Below are 14,072 nucleotides of genomic sequence, written 5' to 3' on the forward strand. Positions count from 1 at the left end.
AGAGGGAGAGCGGTATGACAGATAAATCAGCAGTGGGTCGTGACACGTTTGATCAGGTGATTTTGCCTGTTTATGCACCGGCACAGTTCATTCCGGTGAAGGGCAAGGGCAGCCGGGTCTGGGATCAGCAGGGCAAGGAGTATGTGGACTTCGCTGGCGGCATCGCGGTGACCGCGCTTGGCCACTGCCACCCGGCGCTGGTGGCGGCGCTGCACCAGCAGGGCGAAACGCTCTGGCACGTCAGCAACGTCTTCACCAATGAGCCGGCGCTGCGTCTGGCGCAGAAGCTGATTGACGCCACCTTCGCCGAGCGTGTCTTTTTCGCCAACTCCGGGGCAGAGGCTAACGAGGCCGCCTTCAAGCTGGCGCGCTACTACGCCTCCCACCGCCATAGCCCTTACAAGAGCAAAATCATCGCGTTCCACAATGCCTTCCACGGCCGCACGCTGTTTACCGTGTCGGTGGGCGGCCAGCCCAAGTACTCCGACGGCTTCGGCCCGAAACCGGCGGACATCGTCCATGTGCCTTACAACGATCTTGATGCGGTGAAAGCGGTCATTGACGACCACACTTGCGCCATCGTGGTGGAGCCGATTCAGGGCGAGGGCGGCGTGACACCCGCAGACGCTGCGTTCCTGCAAGGGTTGCGCGCGCTCTGTGACCAGCATCAGGCACTGCTGGTGTTTGATGAGGTGCAGAGTGGCATGGGCCGGAGCGGCCAGCTCTTCAGCTACATGCACTACGGCGTGACGCCGGACATCCTGACCACCGCCAAGGCGCTGGGGGGCGGTTTCCCGGTCAGCGCGATGCTGACCACCGAGGAGATCGCCTCGGCAATGACGGTCGGCACCCACGGCACCACCTACGGCGGCAACCCGCTGGCCTGCGCGGTGGCTGAGGCGGCATTGGATACCATCAACACCCCGCAGGTGTTGGCGGGCATTGAGGAGCGTCGCCAGCACTTCCTGAAGGCGCTGGAGGCGATCAACCAGAAGTATGCGATCTTCAAAGAGGTGCGCGGCATGGGGCTGTTGCTGGGCGCAGAGCTAAGCGAGCCGTACCAGAACAAGGCCCGCGATATACTGACGGCCGCGGCGGAGCAGGGGCTGATGATGCTCAACGCCGGGCCGAATGTGCTGCGTTTTGCGCCGTCGCTGGTGATCGAGTTTGATGACATCCATGAGGGCATGGCGCGGCTGGAGAAGGCCATCGCCACGCTGGCGGGTTAAATTCCCCTCTACTCTGAAGCCGCCTCCGGGCGGCTTTTTTGATCGCGCCTCACGCGGCGCGCCAGCCAGATGCCGTGGTGCGGGCGCTGTCGCCAGGCCAGGCTGGAGATGGTGTTCATCGCGCTGAGATGGGAGAGGATGCGGCGCAACGGGCGCTCCATCTCGGTCACTGGCATCTCCGGCGCGCTGTCCGGCGCACGGAACATCGGCCCTGACGAGGGGCTGCCGTCGGCCGGGCCGTCATACATCAGCCGCTGCTGGCAGCTCTGGAGCGCAATCTCACAGGTTTCCAAATACTCCTGCGCCAGCGCCGGGGTCAGCATGTAGTGATCGCGCGCCAGAATGGTCATCGCGTTCAGGTGCTCAACAATCGACTGGCTGTGCATCACCCAGAGCCGCATGTCAGTCAGGTAGTGGGAGTTGAAGCCCGGCTCCTGCATCGCCTGATTGAGGGCGGTGTAGAGGGTGTTGTGCGCCTGATTGGCCATGATGCGGGTATAGGCCAGCTTTGCCGGGTCTGGATCGGCGCTGAGCAGCAGGCGGATCGCCTCCTGATAGGCTTCCAGCGCCTGCCAGGCATTGTCGCGCAGCTTGCCACTCTGCCACTGCGGCCAGAGCCAGATGGTGCTGCCGAAGGCCAGCGCGCAGCCAATCAGCGTGTCTACCAGCCGTGGGATCAGGAAGTTGGCGCCATTTTGCGTCACCAGTTGCAGCGTATAGACCGCCGTGATGGTCAGCCCCACCATGCCCAGCCCGTAGTTATTGCGCAGCACCAGATAGGCGGCCAGCATGATTAACACCATCAGGCCCAGCATTGCGGCCTGCGGCAGTTGCAGGTGCAGTACACCGGCGGCCAGCACCAGCCCGGCTAACGTGCCGATGGCCCGGTGCTGGATGCGCACGCGGGTGGCGTTGTAGCCGTTCTGGATCACCAGCAGCGCGGTGAGCAGCACCCAATAGGGTTTCGGCAGGTCAAAGAACAGGCCAATCGAGCTGCCGAGCGCCAGCATCACGCCGACACGTGCGGCGTTGCGCAGTGACATCGAGCGCCAGGAGAGGTAGCGCTTCAGCGCTGGCCAGAAGGGCAGGCGGTTGCGGCTCTCCATCAGGTTGCGGCGATAGAGCGGCCGCTGGGTGTGCAGCAGGCGCGCGATGCGGCTGAAGTGGTAGTAGCAGAACTGGCCGACCGGATTATCAGGGTAGCGGTTGGCAATCTTCTCCAGCGCCGCCAGTTCGCCGCCCATCTCAAAGCGGGCGGAGCGGCGGTGGTAGAGCAGGTCATCGGCAATCATCCGCAGCCGCTTGGCGATCACCTCCGCATTGCGGCGGATAATTGCCTCTGCCTGGCTCTGCGCCACCAGTTTCTGCACCTCCTCTGGCTGGTGCAGGCTGACGGTAATGTGCTCCTGGAGATCGAGCGCTACCTGAAAGGCGCGGAACAGCCGCCGATAGTGCGGGTGGCGTTCGCCGGAGAGCATATGCAGTTGCTGGTAGACCTGCACAATCAAGTCCATCACCTTCTGCTGGCGTTTGAGCAGCGGGGGGAGGGCAGTGTCTGGATCCAGATGCTGGGTCAGCAGGCTGTACTTGGCCTCAACGTAGTCACCCAGTTCGCGGTAGAGCAGGCTGAGCGATTCACGCATCGGCTGCTCTTTCCACAGCCGGAACCAGCCCCAGGTAAACAGCCCATACCAGAGCGTGCCGAGCAGGAATAGCCCCGGCGCCTGCCAGAGCGGCGTGGTGCCAGCCATGCTGAGGGTAAAGATGGCCGCCACCAGCGTGCCGTTGAGCAGCCGGCCATGCAGCGGGCTGAGCTCGCCTGTCACGCCGAGCAGCAGCGCCAGCGCCAGCAAAATCAGCGGCAGCGGCCAGTGGGCGTAGAGCAAGAGCAGTTGCAGTATCAGGCTGCATCCGGCGAACAGCGTGCCGCCAATGGCCAGACGTTTTACATAGCGCCGATGGGGCGTGTCGAGACCGGCGATGTTGCAGCAGGCGGGCACCAGTGAGAAGAGCAAGCCGACCTGGAGCTGGCCGAACAGCAGCGCGATGGCCGCAGGCAGGCAGAGCACCAGCGTTTGCCGCAGGGCGTAGTTGACTTCAGGATGGTAAATAAGGCGGCGCCACATGTTCAATCAGGGAAGAACGGCGCAGTGCGGGGGGCCGCAGCTGCGCCGTGTTGATCCGGGATTAACGGGTGCCGTAGACGACAATCGTTTTGCCGTGGGCGGAGATCAGGTTCTGATCTTCCAGCATTTTCAGGATGCGGCCGACGGTTTCGCGGGAGCAACCCACGATTTGGCCAATCTCCTGGCGGGTAATCTTGATCTGCATACCATCGGGGTGGGTCATGGCATCAGGCTGTTTCGCCAGATTGAGCAGGGTCTGGGCGATACGGCCAGTCACATCCAGGAAGGCGAGGTTGCCCACCTTTTCGGAGGTAACTTGCAGGCGGCGCGCCATCTGGGAGGAGAGGCGCATCAGGATGTCCGGGTTGACCTGGATCAGCTGACGGAATTTCTTGTAGGAGATCTCCGCCACTTCACAAGCCGTTTTGGCGCGTACCCACGCGCTGCGCTCCTGGCCCTCTTCGAACAGGCCAAGCTCGCCGATGAAATCCCCTTGGTTGAGGTAGGAGAGGATCATCTCTTTGCCCTCTTCATCCTTGATCAGCACGGCGACCGAACCTTTCACGATGTAGTAGAGCGTTTCAGCCTTTTCACCCTGGTGAATCAGCGTACTTTTGGAAGGGTATTTATGAATATGGCAGTGAGACAGGAACCATTCGAGAGTAGGGTCTGTTTGCGGTTTGCCGAGAACCATTTGCTTTTATCCTCTGTTGTAATCGCTGCCCAAAATCACAGGGCTCAGAGTTCCCTGTACGGCGTTTTGAAAATACGCCTCTTTCAAGAGTATTAACTGTCTGATAATGCTGCAAGGCGGAGGCTGAAAAGTCGCCAAACGGCGGCCTCGTCGTTCCATTGAAAACCTGACCTTGCTCCATACAGAACATTTTGTTTCGGGTTTGTTTTATCACAGCCTGAACCGAGTGTCTTCTGTTGTCTCGCTTCAGCATGATGAAGATCGGCCCGATTGCCTGTTTGGCTGCGAGGGGTTAGGCTATTTTCAGAAAATAATCGGAGGGTGAGGCTATGCAGGCACGGGTAAAGTGGGTGGAAGGGCTGACGTTTCTGGGGGAGTCCGCGTCGGGTCACCAGATCTTGATGGATGGCAATGCCGGTGACAAGGCACCCAGCCCGATGGAGATGGTGCTGATGTCCGTGGGCGGCTGTAGCGCGATTGATGTGGTCTCCATCCTACAGAAGGCGCGGCAGGATGTGCGCGACTGTGAGGTGCGCCTGACCTCAGAGCGCCGCGACGAGGTGCCGCGCACCTTTACGCACATCAACCTGCACTTTGTGGTGAGCGGCAAGGGGCTGACGGAGAAGAGCGTGGAGCGCGCCGTCAACCTCTCGGCAGAGAAGTACTGCTCGGTGTCGCTGATGCTGGGCAAGGCCGCGTCAGTGACCCATAGCTTTGAGATTGTCAGCGTCGAGTGACGCCCAGGGGGGCGGCCCGCCGCCCCCGTTTACTTGATGATTTTCCCCTCCAGCAGCCGCTGCACCAGCGGTGCCATGATCAACTCCATCGCCAGCCCCATTTTGCCGCCCGGCACCACTAATGTATTGATATGGGAAATAAATGAGCCTTGCAGCATAGCTAGCAGATAGGGGAAATCGATCGCCCCCAGCCCGCGGAAATGGATCACCACCAGACTCTCATCCAGCGAGGGGATCGCCTTGGCGGCAAACGGGTTGGAGGTGTCCACCGTCGGCACGCGCTGGAAGTTGATATGGGTGCGGGAGAACTGCGGCGTGATGTAGTTGATGTAATCCTCCATCGACCGTACCACCGAGTCCATCACCGCCTCGCGCGAGTGGCCGCGCTCATTGGTGTCGCGGATCAGCTTCTGGATCCACTCCAGATTGACGATCGGCACCACGCCGACCAGCAGATCCACATGCCGCGCCACGTCGTGGTGCTCAGTCACTACCCCGCCATGCAGCCCCTCGTAGAACAGCACGTCGGTCTCCTCCGGCAGCGGGTGCCAGGGGGTGAAGGTGCCCGGCACCTGATTGTAGGGCACCGCCTCGTCATAGGTGTGCAGGTACTTGCGCGCCTGCCCGTTGCCCTCACGCCCATACTGGATGAAGGTCTGCTCCAGCAGGCCGAAGTCATTGGCCTCCGGGCCAAAGTAGCTGACGTGCCGGCCCAGGTCGCGCGCCTTGCGGATCGCCATGTCCATCTCTGGCCGGGTGTAGCGGTGGAAGCTGTCGCCCTCCACCTCGGCGGCGCGGATGTTCAGTTGCTGGAAGATTTTGCGGAACGCCAGGCTGGTGGTGGTGGTGCCGGCTCCGCTGGAGCCAGTGACGGCGATGACCGGGTGTTGGGCTGACATAGTTTCAAGACTCCGTGAGAGGTGATGCCTGCATACCGTGCAATCAGCATAATTAATTATAGAGTTACCATAATTATGCGAATGCGCCTAGGGGGCAGGCCCTCGGTCACTCAGCCTTGGTCACTCGGCCTGCTCGCCCCGATCGCCACGGAACTGGTTGCGCGGCATGATATTGACCGACTCATGCAGCTCCGACCATACCAGCACCACTTCACCACTTTTTAACTGGCGGCGTACATCTTCGACCTTCTGCTCCAGCGTCCGTTCATGTTCGCCGTAATCAGTGCCCTCGCGCAGGACAAACGCCTCAATCAGGTTGCTCAGGGTGTCGCTGTCGAGTTCTTTCCAGGGAATAATCATGCTTCAGGCTCCAGATAGGGGGACAGCCAGGCCGGGATACGGTGCTCCAGCCACATTTGCGGCCGCTTCAGGGTGCCGCTGACAAAACCGACATGGCCGCCATGCTCCGTCAACTGGTACTGGACGTTGGCAGGGAGCTGGCCGGCATCGGGGATCACCGCGTCGGTCATAAAGGGATCATCCTTGGCATGGATGATCAGCAAGGGGGTGGTGATGCGCGGCAGCAGCGGCATCGCGCTGCAACGGCGATAGTAGTCGAGCGCGTCGTCAAAACCGTGGGCGCGCGCGGTGATGGCGTCATCAAAGTCGCGTAGCCGCTTCAGGCCCTTTAGCTGCTGGAGGTTGACCGGCAGGGTATTCGGGTAGGCCTGAAGCTTGCGGGCGGCGTTGCGCTTGAGCTGCTCAAGCAAATAGCGTTGGTAAACGCGCGAGAAGCCCTGCTCCAGCCGCTGTGAGCAAGGCTCCAGCATCAGCGGTGCCGAAACCACCACCGCTGCGGCCAGCCGTGCGCGCTCGCCCTCCTCGCCCAGATAGCAGGCCAGCATATTGCCGCCGAGCGAGACGCCCACCGCCGCCGTCGGCGCCGGGCCGTGCTGCTCCTCCAGCCAGCGCAGGAAGAAGCGCGCATCCTCGGTTTCGCCGGAGTGGTAGATGCGTTGCAGGCGATTGGCCTCGCCGCTGCAGCCCCGGAAGTGCATCACCACGCCCAGCCAGCCGCGCTGCTGCCAGGCGTGGAGCAGGCCGTGGGCATAGGGGCTGTAGAAACTCCCCTCCAGCCCGTGGAACAGCACCACGCGCGGCTTGCCGACCGCCTGCTCGGGCGGCTCGCTCCAGGCCAGATCGACGAAATCGCCGTCCGGCAGTTCCAGCCGCTGCCAGTGCGGCTGGAGGAGCGCCTGCCGCCGGTAGAGGCGGGGCAGTAGCGTTTGCAGGTGCGGGTTACGCGCCCCGCGCATGGCCTGAAAAGTATCGTGCATGGCGGACATCGTTTTCTTCATGGGTCAGGATGGACAGTGGGGGTTATCACGCCGTCAGCGGCTGGGTGAAGATTATCATATCGCACAACGCCGGGGCGGGAAGTGCCCCGGCCAAAGGAACCGGATTTATTTCTCGCCATGCGCAACCGGGCGGGCCGGGGAGGCCCACCCGCACATCACTCGGCGCTGAACTGCTCAAGCTGCTCCTGGATCTCCAGCCACGCCATCTCGGCCTCTTCCAGCCCGGCCTTGGCCTGCGCCTGTTTTTGCAGGCAGGCGGTCAGGTCAGTCTTGCGGGCCGGATCGTAGAGCGCGGTGTCACCGAGCGTGGTTTCCGCTTCCGCCAACTGCGCGCTGTAGCTCTCCATCTGCTTCTCCAGTTGCTGCAACTTCTTGCGCAGTGGCTGAGTCTGGCTACGCAGTTCCGCCTCGCGCCGCTTCTGGTCTTTACGTGCCTGCGCGCTGTTGCTGCCCAACTCTTTGGCAGGTGCGTCCTGCTGGCTCTCCTGCTTTTGCAGGTCGCTCAGCCACTGCTGGTAATCCTCCAGATCGCCCTCGAAAGGCTCGACCTTGCCGTCGTGCACCAGATAGAGATCGTCCGTGGTGGAGCGCAACAGGTGACGGTCGTGCGAGACCACCACCAGCGCGCCCTCGAAGTCGATCAGCGCTTCGGTCAGCGCCTGACGCATGTCGAGATCCAGGTGGTTGGTCGGCTCATCGAGCAGCAGCAGGTTGGGGCGCTGCCAGACAATCAGTGCCAGCACCAGCCGCGCCTTTTCGCCGCCGGAGAAACGGGCGGTCTGCTCGGTCACTTTGTCGCCCTGGAAGCCAAAGCCGCCCAGATAGTCGCGCAGCTGTTGCTCCAGCTCGCGCGGCGCCAGCCGGCTCAGGTGCTGGAGCGGCGACTCGTCGGCGCGCAAAAACTCCAGCTGGTGCTGGGCGAAGTACCCCAGCTTGACGCCCTTCGCCAGACCAATCTCGCCCTGCTGCGGCGCGAGGGTGCCAGCCAGCAGCTTGATCAGCGTCGATTTGCCAGCGCCGTTGCGCCCCAGCAGGCCAATGCGCGAGCCGGGCACCAGATTCAGCTTGATGGCGTCGAGGATGGTGCGATCGCCATAGCCAGCGCTCACCTTCTCCATGCGCAGCAGCGGATCGGGCAGCGCCTCTGGCGCGCGGAAGCTGAAGTGGAACGGGTTATCGACGTGCGCCGGGGCGATCAGCTCCATCCGCTCGAGCATCTTGATGCGGCTCTGCGCCTGCTTGGCCTTGCTGGCCTTGGCACGGAAGCGATCGATATAGCTTTGCAGGTGGGCCACTTTCTCCTGTTGGCTCTGGTAGAGCGACTGCTGTTGCGCCAGTTTGGTGGCGCGCTGGCGCTCGAAGGAGGAGTAGTTGCCGGTGTACTCGTTCAGCGACTGCTGCTCAATGTGCAGGATTTTGTCGACGATCGGGTCGAGGAAGTCGCGATCGTGCGAGATCAGGATCAGCGTGCCGGGATAACCCTTCAACCACTTCTCCAGCCAGATCACCGCGTCCAGATCGAGGTGGTTAGTCGGCTCATCGAGCAGCAGCAGATCGGAGCGGCAGATCAGCGCCTGCGCCAGGTTAAGGCGCATCCGCCAGCCACCGGAGAAATCTTTCACCGGCTGCTGGAGCTGGCTCTGCGAGAAGCCAAGGCCGTGCAGCAAGCTGGAGGCGCGCGCCTGAATGGTCCAGGCCTGAATGGCGTCCAGCTTGCCGTGCACCAGCGCGATGGCGTTGCCGTCGTTGCGCGCGTCAGCGGCACGCAGATCGGTCTCCAACTGGCGGAACTCGCGGTCGCCGTCAATGACATACTCCAGCGCCGGCACATCCAGCGCTGGCGTCTCCTGGTTGACCCAGGCCAGCGCCCAGTTGCCGGGGAAATTGACGCTGCCAGCATCGGCGCTCATTTCACTTTTCAGCAACGAAAGCAGGGTAGATTTACCGCAGCCGTTCTTGCCCACCAGCCCAACTTTCTGGCCTGGGTTCACCGTCGCGGAGGTGTTATCCAGCAGGACTTGCGTACCGCGTCGTATTTGTAGCGAGGAGAAAACAATCATAAAGCGCCGTATGTTCAGAATATGTTAAATTGACGACAACTAAGATGGCCAAAACGTTAAGTCACCAGACGCCTGGCGTCCTTGAATCTTGCGGAGCATGGTAACGGAAAATCCGCACCCTGACGACGCTTTGGAGGGAATGATGTCGCCGCCGCCCAAGGTTTTGCTGTTGTATGCCCACCCTGAAGCCCAGGACTCGGTGGCCAACCGGAGGCTGCTCGCCTCTGCGGCCGGGTTGGAGCATGTCACCGTGCACGATCTCTACGCACACTATCCAGATTTCTTCATTGATATCCAATACGAGCAGCAGTTGCTGCGCGAGCATAGCGTCATTGTGTTTCAGCACCCTTTCTATACCTACAGCTGCCCGGCGCTGTTGAAGGAGTGGATGGATCGCGTGCTGGCGCGCGGTTTCGCCAGCGGCATCGGCGGCAACGCGCTGGCCGGCAAGTATTGGCGCACGGTGCTCACTACCGGCGAGCCGGAGGGCGCCTACGGCAAGCAGGGCTACAACCGCTACCCGATGGCGGAGATCCTGCGGCCGTTTGAGCTGACCGCCGCCATGTGCCGGATGCACTGGATGTCGCCAATGGTGATCTACTGGGCGCGCCGCCAGTCAACCGAGGTGATGGCCAGCCATGCCGACGCCTATCGCGACTGGTTGCGGACGCCGTTGCCACAGGGAGGAGGATGAATGGAAGCATCGAACATTTTAGGGGCGGCGCTGGTGTTCCTGTGCGCCGCCGTGGTGGCGGTGCCGATCGCCCAACGGCTGGGCCTCGGCGCGGTGCTCGGCTACCTGATCGCTGGCATCGCCATCGGCCCATGGGGCTTTGGCGTGATCCGCGACGTGCAGGAGATTTTGCACTTCTCCGAGCTGGGGGTAGTGTTCCTGATGTTCCTGATTGGGTTGGAGCTGAATCCGGCCAAGCTGTGGCAGTTGCGGCGCTCAATTTTTGGCGTCGGCGCCGGGCAGGTGGGGCTGACGGCGGCGGTGCTGTTCGCGCTGCTCTATCTGTCGGACTTCGCCTGGCAAGCGGCGGTGGTCGGCGGTATCGGTCTGGCGATGTCCTCGACGGCGATGGCGCTGCAACTGATGAAAGACAAAGGGATGAAGCGCAACGAGGGCGGCCAGCTCGGCTTCTCGGTGCTGCTGTTCCAGGATATGGCGGTGATCCCGGCGCTGGCGCTGATCCCGCTGCTGGCGGGCGTCGGCGGCGAGGCAGAGACGGACTGGGCCAAGATCGGCATGAAGATCGTGGCGTTCGGCGGCATGTTGATTGGCGGGCGCTATCTGCTGCGGCCGCTGCTGCGCTTTATCGTGGCGGCCGGGGTGCGGGAGATCTTCACCGCCGCCGCGCTGCTGACCGTGCTGGGCGCGGCGCTGTTTATGGACGCGCTCGGCTTCTCGATGGCGCTCGGCACCTTTATTGCTGGCGTGCTGCTGGCGGAGAGCGAATACCAGCATGAGCTGGAGATCGCCGTCGAGCCATTCAAGGGGCTGCTGCTCGGGCTGTTCTTTATTTCGGTCGGCATGGCGCTCAACCTCGGCGTGCTCTACACCAACCTGCTGATGGTGCTGGCGGGCGTGGCGACGCTGGTCTTTGTTAAGAGTGCCATTTTGTATGGGCTGGCGCGGCTGTTTGGCCTGCGCCGCTCGGTGCGCTTGCAGTTTGCTGGCGTGCTGAGTCAGGGCGGCGAGTTCGCCTTTGTGATCTTCTCTGCCGCCGCGGCGCAGCGGGTCATTACCCCTGACCAGCTGTCGCTGCTGCTGGTGGTGGTCACCATGTCGATGGTAACCACGCCGCTGCTAATGCAAGGCATCGACCGCCTGTTGGCGCGGCGCTACAACACCCCGGAGGAGGGGCATGAGGAGCACCACGTCGAGGATGACGAGCCACAGGTGATCGTGGTGGGCTTCGGCCGTTTCGGCCAGGTAATTGGTCGTTTGCTGATGGCCAACAAGGCGCGCATCACCGTGCTGGAGCGCGATATCAGCGTTGTCAGCCTGATGCGCAGCTACGGTTACCACGTCTACTATGGCGACGCGACGGAGTTGGAGCTGCTGCGTGCCGCCGGCGCGGAGCGGGCGCGTACCATCGTCATCACCTGCAATGAGCCGGAGGATACGATGGCGGTGGTGCGGCTCTGCCAGCAACACTTCCCCCATCTGGAGATTTTGGCGCGCGCGCGCGGCAGGGTGGAGGCGCATGAGCTGTTGCAGGCGGGCGTCGCCCACTTTTCCCGTGAGACCTTCTCCAGCGCACTGGAGCTGGGGCGCAAGGCGCTGACCACCCTCGGCATGCATCCGCATCAGGCCTACCGGGCGCAGCACCACTTCCGCCGGCTCGATATGCGGATGCTGCGCGAGCTGATGCCGCAACGGCAGGGCGACGTGGCGCAAAGTTCCCGCATCCGCGAGGCACGGCGTGAGCTGGAGGAGATCTTCGAGCGGGAGATGCACAACGAAAGCCGTCGGCTGGATGGCTGGGATGAGCATGAGTAGCCACACTGCGATTGAGGTGAGCGCCCATCCGTTCTAGACTGATAGAAAGCGCGAAGCGTCAGGCGTGAGCCTGGCGCTTTATTCATTGGAAAGATCCCTTTCCGGCCGTGGTTCATCCGGGTAGTGAAAACAGAGCGGATGGTGCGGTACTCATTCTGGAGTCAACAGCATGTCAGCAACACGTAAGCGTTTCATTGCCGGGGCCGTCTGCCCGCAGTGCAAGGCGCTGGATAGCCTGATGTTATGGCGCGAGGACCAGGTGGAAGTGGTGGAGTGCGTGAAGTGCGGCCACCACCAACGCCAGACGGAAGAGCAGGTCCAGCAGCATGTCCGCCCGCAGGAGCAGGTGATCGGCATTTTCCACCCGGAGTGACGCGGCGCGTTGCGTTTTTTTATGCTGATGCGTACAGAGCCGCAGATTTCCGCTACAATCTGCGCCAATTTGCTTTCCAACGGTAGGAGATATCATGAAAGTAGCAAAAGACTTGGTGGTCAGCCTGGCTTACCAGGTACGTACAGAAGACGGTGTATTGGTTGATGAGTCTCCGGTGAGTGCGCCGCTGGACTATCTGCATGGTCATGGCTCCCTGATCGCAGGTCTGGAAAAGGCGCTGGAAGGCCACGACGTGGGCGACCGCTTTGACGTGCACGTTGGCGCGAACGAAGCTTACGGCACCTATGACGAAAACCTGGTGCAGCGCGTACCGAAAGACGTCTTCATGGGCGTGGACGAACTGCAAGTTGGTATGCGCTTCATCGCGGATACCGATCAGGGCCAGGTACCGGTAGAGATCACCGAAGTGGAAGACGACCACGTGACCGTGGACGGCAACCATATGTTGGCGGGCCAGAACCTGAACTTCAACGTGGAAGTGGTTGCCATCCGTGAAGCCACCGCTGACGAACTGGCCCACGGCCACGTTCACGGCGAGCACGGCCACCATCACCATGAGCATGGCGACAGCTGCTGCGGCGGCCACGACCATGACCACGACCATGACCACGGTAAAGGTGGTTGCGGCACCGGCGGCTGCGGCTGCCACTAAGCCCAACCCTCGTGGTAAAAAGGCGGCCTTGGGCCGCCTTTTTTGCGCCCGTCGATCAGTAGTGCGGCGGTGGCGTCTCTTCAGATGGGTGGGCGACGGCGGAGGGCTGGGCAGCGCGCAGCTTATCGGTCAGCAGACGCAGGTGCTCACGCAGCTTGCTCAGTGCCATCTGGTGCTCAGTGACAATCAGGTTAAGCTCCTCAATCGTCACTTCCTGAAAGGCCAGGCGGCTCTCCAGCATCTCCAGCCGCTGTTCGAACGCGTTCTGTTCCATATTGCTATCCTCTGTAACTCGCCAATCCGGCGGAAGGCGAAAGGGCCGGATTCTACCGCCATCGGCGGCACATTGCTTGGTTTGCACGGTTGCCGGCGGGAAGAATAGTCAGCTGGCAACGAAACTTCCTGACGCAAATAAGGTCGGAATATAACGCATTTGCTGAGTATAGAGATTGTTTTGCCGTCGCGCAGACAGTTATAGTAGCAAAAGAATTTTGGTAATCGTTGCTTGGGGCCAGACTCCCTAAGCCATTGGAGAAATGGATGAAATCACTTTTTAAAGTAACGCTGTTGGCTACAACGATGGCAATGGCACTGAGCGCCACCCAGGTGATGGCTGCGGAAGCGGCAAAAGCAACGGATACCGCGGCCCCGGCTGCGGCCGCCGCACCGGCCGTCAACAGCGCCTTCAAAAATGAAGACCAACAGTCCGCTTATGCGCTGGGTGCCTCCCTCGGCCGTTACATGGACAACTCCCTGAAAGAGCAAGAGAAGCTGGGCATCGCGCTGGACAAAGCGCAGCTGATCGCCGGTGTGCAGGACGCCTTTGCTGACAAGAGCAAGCTCTCTGACCAGGAGATCGAGCAGACCCTGCAGGCATTCGAGGCCCGCGTGAAGGCTTCCGCTCAGGCGAAAATGGAGAAAGACGCGCAGGAGAATGCCACCAAGGGGCAGACTTACCGCGATAAGTTCGCCAAAGAGAAGGGCGTGAAGAAAACTGAATCCGGCCTGCTCTACCAAGTAGAGAAACCGGGTGCCGGTGATGCGCCGAAAGACAGCGACACCGTGGTGGTGAACTACAAGGGCACCCTGACCGATGGCACCGAGTTCGATAACTCCTACACCCGTGGCGAGCCGCTCTCCTTCCGTCTGGACGGTGTGATCCCAGGCTGGACCGAAGGCCTGAAGCACATCAAGAAAGGCGGCAAGATCAAGCTGGTCATCCCACCGGAGCTGGCTTACGGCAAAACGGGCGTTCCGGGCATCCCGGCAAACTCCACGCTGGTGTTTGACGTTGAGCTGCTGGACGTGAAAGCCGCGCCAAAAAATGACGCTGGCGCAGACAAGGCAGAAGACGCTGCCGCCGCAGGCGCGAAAGGCCAGTAAGCCTTCCCGCTGCTCCATAGAACCGTCGCCTGCT

Annotated in this window: 14 protein-coding genes; 7 read left to right on the top strand and 7 right to left on the bottom strand. The window is 61.7% G+C overall.

What is annotated here, in order from left to right; translation table 11 throughout:
* Positions 1–14: 14 nt before the first annotated feature.
* The gene (locus C1N62_RS01175) at positions 15–1,229 is read left to right on the top strand and encodes an aspartate aminotransferase family protein (RefSeq protein WP_137761919.1); all 1,215 of its coding nucleotides are present in this window, start codon (positions 15–17) and stop codon (positions 1,227–1,229) included.
* An 8-nt stretch (positions 1,230–1,237) separates the two neighbouring features.
* Here C1N62_RS01175 and C1N62_RS01180 read toward each other — a convergent pair whose 3' ends face one another.
* Both C1N62_RS01180 and crp read right to left on the bottom strand, forming a co-directional pair.
* Entirely contained in the window at positions 1,238–3,355 is a 2,118-nt protein-coding gene (locus tag C1N62_RS01180) for a YccS/YhfK family putative transporter (RefSeq protein ID WP_137761920.1), read from the bottom strand.
* A 61-nt stretch (positions 3,356–3,416) separates the two neighbouring features.
* Entirely contained in the window at positions 3,417–4,049 is a 633-nt protein-coding gene (gene crp, locus C1N62_RS01185; RefSeq protein WP_000242758.1) for a cAMP-activated global transcriptional regulator CRP, read from the bottom strand.
* Between the two features lie 329 nt (positions 4,050–4,378).
* Here crp and C1N62_RS01190 point away from each other — a divergent pair, with 329 nt between their 5' ends.
* Positions 4,379–4,786, top strand: coding sequence for an OsmC family protein (locus tag C1N62_RS01190; protein ID WP_137761921.1), 408 nt, complete (start codon positions 4,379–4,381; stop codon positions 4,784–4,786).
* A 29-nt stretch (positions 4,787–4,815) separates the two neighbouring features.
* On the opposite strand, the gene C1N62_RS01195 is transcribed toward C1N62_RS01190, so the two are convergent.
* From C1N62_RS01195 to C1N62_RS01210, 4 genes are all read right to left on the bottom strand, one after another.
* Positions 4,816–5,685, bottom strand: coding sequence for a phosphoribulokinase (locus C1N62_RS01195; protein WP_137761922.1), 870 nt, complete (start codon positions 5,683–5,685; stop codon positions 4,816–4,818).
* 120 nt (positions 5,686–5,805) lie between these two features.
* Positions 5,806–6,045: a YheU family protein gene (locus tag C1N62_RS01200; RefSeq protein ID WP_137761923.1), complete on the bottom strand. Its 240-nt coding sequence runs from the start codon at positions 6,043–6,045 to the stop codon at positions 5,806–5,808.
* Positions 6,042–7,022: a hydrolase gene (locus C1N62_RS01205; protein ID WP_137761924.1), complete on the bottom strand. Its 981-nt coding sequence runs from the start codon at positions 7,020–7,022 to the stop codon at positions 6,042–6,044. Before C1N62_RS01205 ends, C1N62_RS01200 begins: the two co-directional genes overlap by 4 nt.
* Positions 7,023–7,198: 176 nt before the next feature.
* The gene (locus C1N62_RS01210; protein WP_137761925.1) at positions 7,199–9,103 is read right to left on the bottom strand and encodes an ABC transporter ATP-binding protein; all 1,905 of its coding nucleotides are present in this window, start codon (positions 9,101–9,103) and stop codon (positions 7,199–7,201) included.
* Between the two features lie 142 nt (positions 9,104–9,245).
* On the opposite strand from C1N62_RS01210, the gene kefG reads away from it, so the two are divergent.
* The 4 genes from kefG to slyD all read left to right on the top strand — a co-directional run bounded on the left by kefG (position 9,246) and on the right by slyD (position 12,655).
* The gene (gene kefG / locus C1N62_RS01215; RefSeq protein WP_168195878.1) at positions 9,246–9,797 is read left to right on the top strand and encodes a glutathione-regulated potassium-efflux system ancillary protein KefG; all 552 of its coding nucleotides are present in this window, start codon (positions 9,246–9,248) and stop codon (positions 9,795–9,797) included.
* Positions 9,798–11,609, top strand: a complete 1,812-nt coding sequence (gene kefB / locus C1N62_RS01220) for a glutathione-regulated potassium-efflux system protein KefB (protein ID WP_137761926.1) — start codon at positions 9,798–9,800, stop codon at positions 11,607–11,609.
* A 169-nt stretch (positions 11,610–11,778) separates the two neighbouring features.
* Positions 11,779–11,982 (top strand): YheV family putative zinc ribbon protein, encoded by a 204-nt coding sequence (locus C1N62_RS01225; RefSeq protein WP_137761927.1) that lies wholly within the window; start codon positions 11,779–11,781, stop codon positions 11,980–11,982.
* Between the two features lie 94 nt (positions 11,983–12,076).
* On the top strand, positions 12,077–12,655 hold the full coding sequence (gene slyD / locus C1N62_RS01230) for a peptidylprolyl isomerase (protein ID WP_137761928.1): 579 nt from the start codon (positions 12,077–12,079) through the stop codon (positions 12,653–12,655).
* A 55-nt stretch (positions 12,656–12,710) separates the two neighbouring features.
* On the opposite strand, the gene C1N62_RS01235 is transcribed toward slyD, so the two are convergent.
* Positions 12,711–12,929, bottom strand: coding sequence for a protein SlyX (locus C1N62_RS01235; RefSeq protein ID WP_137761929.1), 219 nt, complete (start codon positions 12,927–12,929; stop codon positions 12,711–12,713).
* 266 nt (positions 12,930–13,195) lie between these two features.
* Here C1N62_RS01235 and fkpA point away from each other — a divergent pair, with 266 nt between their 5' ends.
* Positions 13,196–14,038 carry an FKBP-type peptidyl-prolyl cis-trans isomerase gene (gene fkpA / locus C1N62_RS01240; protein WP_137761930.1) on the top strand — a complete coding sequence of 281 codons (843 nt, stop codon included), beginning with the start codon at positions 13,196–13,198 and terminating at the stop codon, positions 14,036–14,038.
* Positions 14,039–14,072: the final 34 nt, after the last annotated feature.

It is taken from the genome of Nissabacter sp. SGAir0207 (assembly GCF_005491205.1).
Taxonomy (GTDB): Bacteria; Pseudomonadota; Gammaproteobacteria; order Enterobacterales; family Enterobacteriaceae; genus Chimaeribacter.

Excerpts from the sequence above, each read along its gene's own strand:
- C1N62_RS01195 (WP_137761922.1), bottom strand. The coding sequence starts at position 5,685 with ATGTCAGCCCAACACCCGGTCATCGCCGTCACTGGCTCCAGCGGAGCC.
- C1N62_RS01210 (WP_137761925.1), bottom strand. The coding sequence starts at position 9,103 with ATGATTGTTTTCTCCTCGCTACAAATACGACGCGGTACGCAAGTCCTG.
- C1N62_RS01205 (WP_137761924.1), bottom strand. The coding sequence starts at position 7,022 with ATGCACGATACTTTTCAGGCCATGCGCGGGGCGCGTAACCCGCACCTG.
- C1N62_RS01190 (WP_137761921.1), top strand. The coding sequence starts at position 4,379 with ATGCAGGCACGGGTAAAGTGGGTGGAAGGGCTGACGTTTCTGGGGGAG.
- C1N62_RS01180 (WP_137761920.1), bottom strand. The coding sequence starts at position 3,355 with ATGTGGCGCCGCCTTATTTACCATCCTGAAGTCAACTACGCCCTGCGG.
- fkpA (WP_137761930.1), top strand. The coding sequence starts at position 13,196 with ATGAAATCACTTTTTAAAGTAACGCTGTTGGCTACAACGATGGCAATG.
- kefB (WP_137761926.1), top strand. The coding sequence starts at position 9,798 with ATGGAAGCATCGAACATTTTAGGGGCGGCGCTGGTGTTCCTGTGCGCC.
- slyD (WP_137761928.1), top strand. The coding sequence starts at position 12,077 with ATGAAAGTAGCAAAAGACTTGGTGGTCAGCCTGGCTTACCAGGTACGT.
- crp (WP_000242758.1), bottom strand. The coding sequence starts at position 4,049 with ATGGTTCTCGGCAAACCGCAAACAGACCCTACTCTCGAATGGTTCCTG.
- C1N62_RS01225 (WP_137761927.1), top strand. The coding sequence starts at position 11,779 with ATGTCAGCAACACGTAAGCGTTTCATTGCCGGGGCCGTCTGCCCGCAG.
- C1N62_RS01200 (WP_137761923.1), bottom strand. The coding sequence starts at position 6,045 with ATGATTATTCCCTGGAAAGAACTCGACAGCGACACCCTGAGCAACCTG.
- kefG (WP_168195878.1), top strand. The coding sequence starts at position 9,246 with ATGTCGCCGCCGCCCAAGGTTTTGCTGTTGTATGCCCACCCTGAAGCC.
- C1N62_RS01175 (WP_137761919.1), top strand. The coding sequence starts at position 15 with ATGACAGATAAATCAGCAGTGGGTCGTGACACGTTTGATCAGGTGATT.
- C1N62_RS01235 (WP_137761929.1), bottom strand. The coding sequence starts at position 12,929 with ATGGAACAGAACGCGTTCGAACAGCGGCTGGAGATGCTGGAGAGCCGC.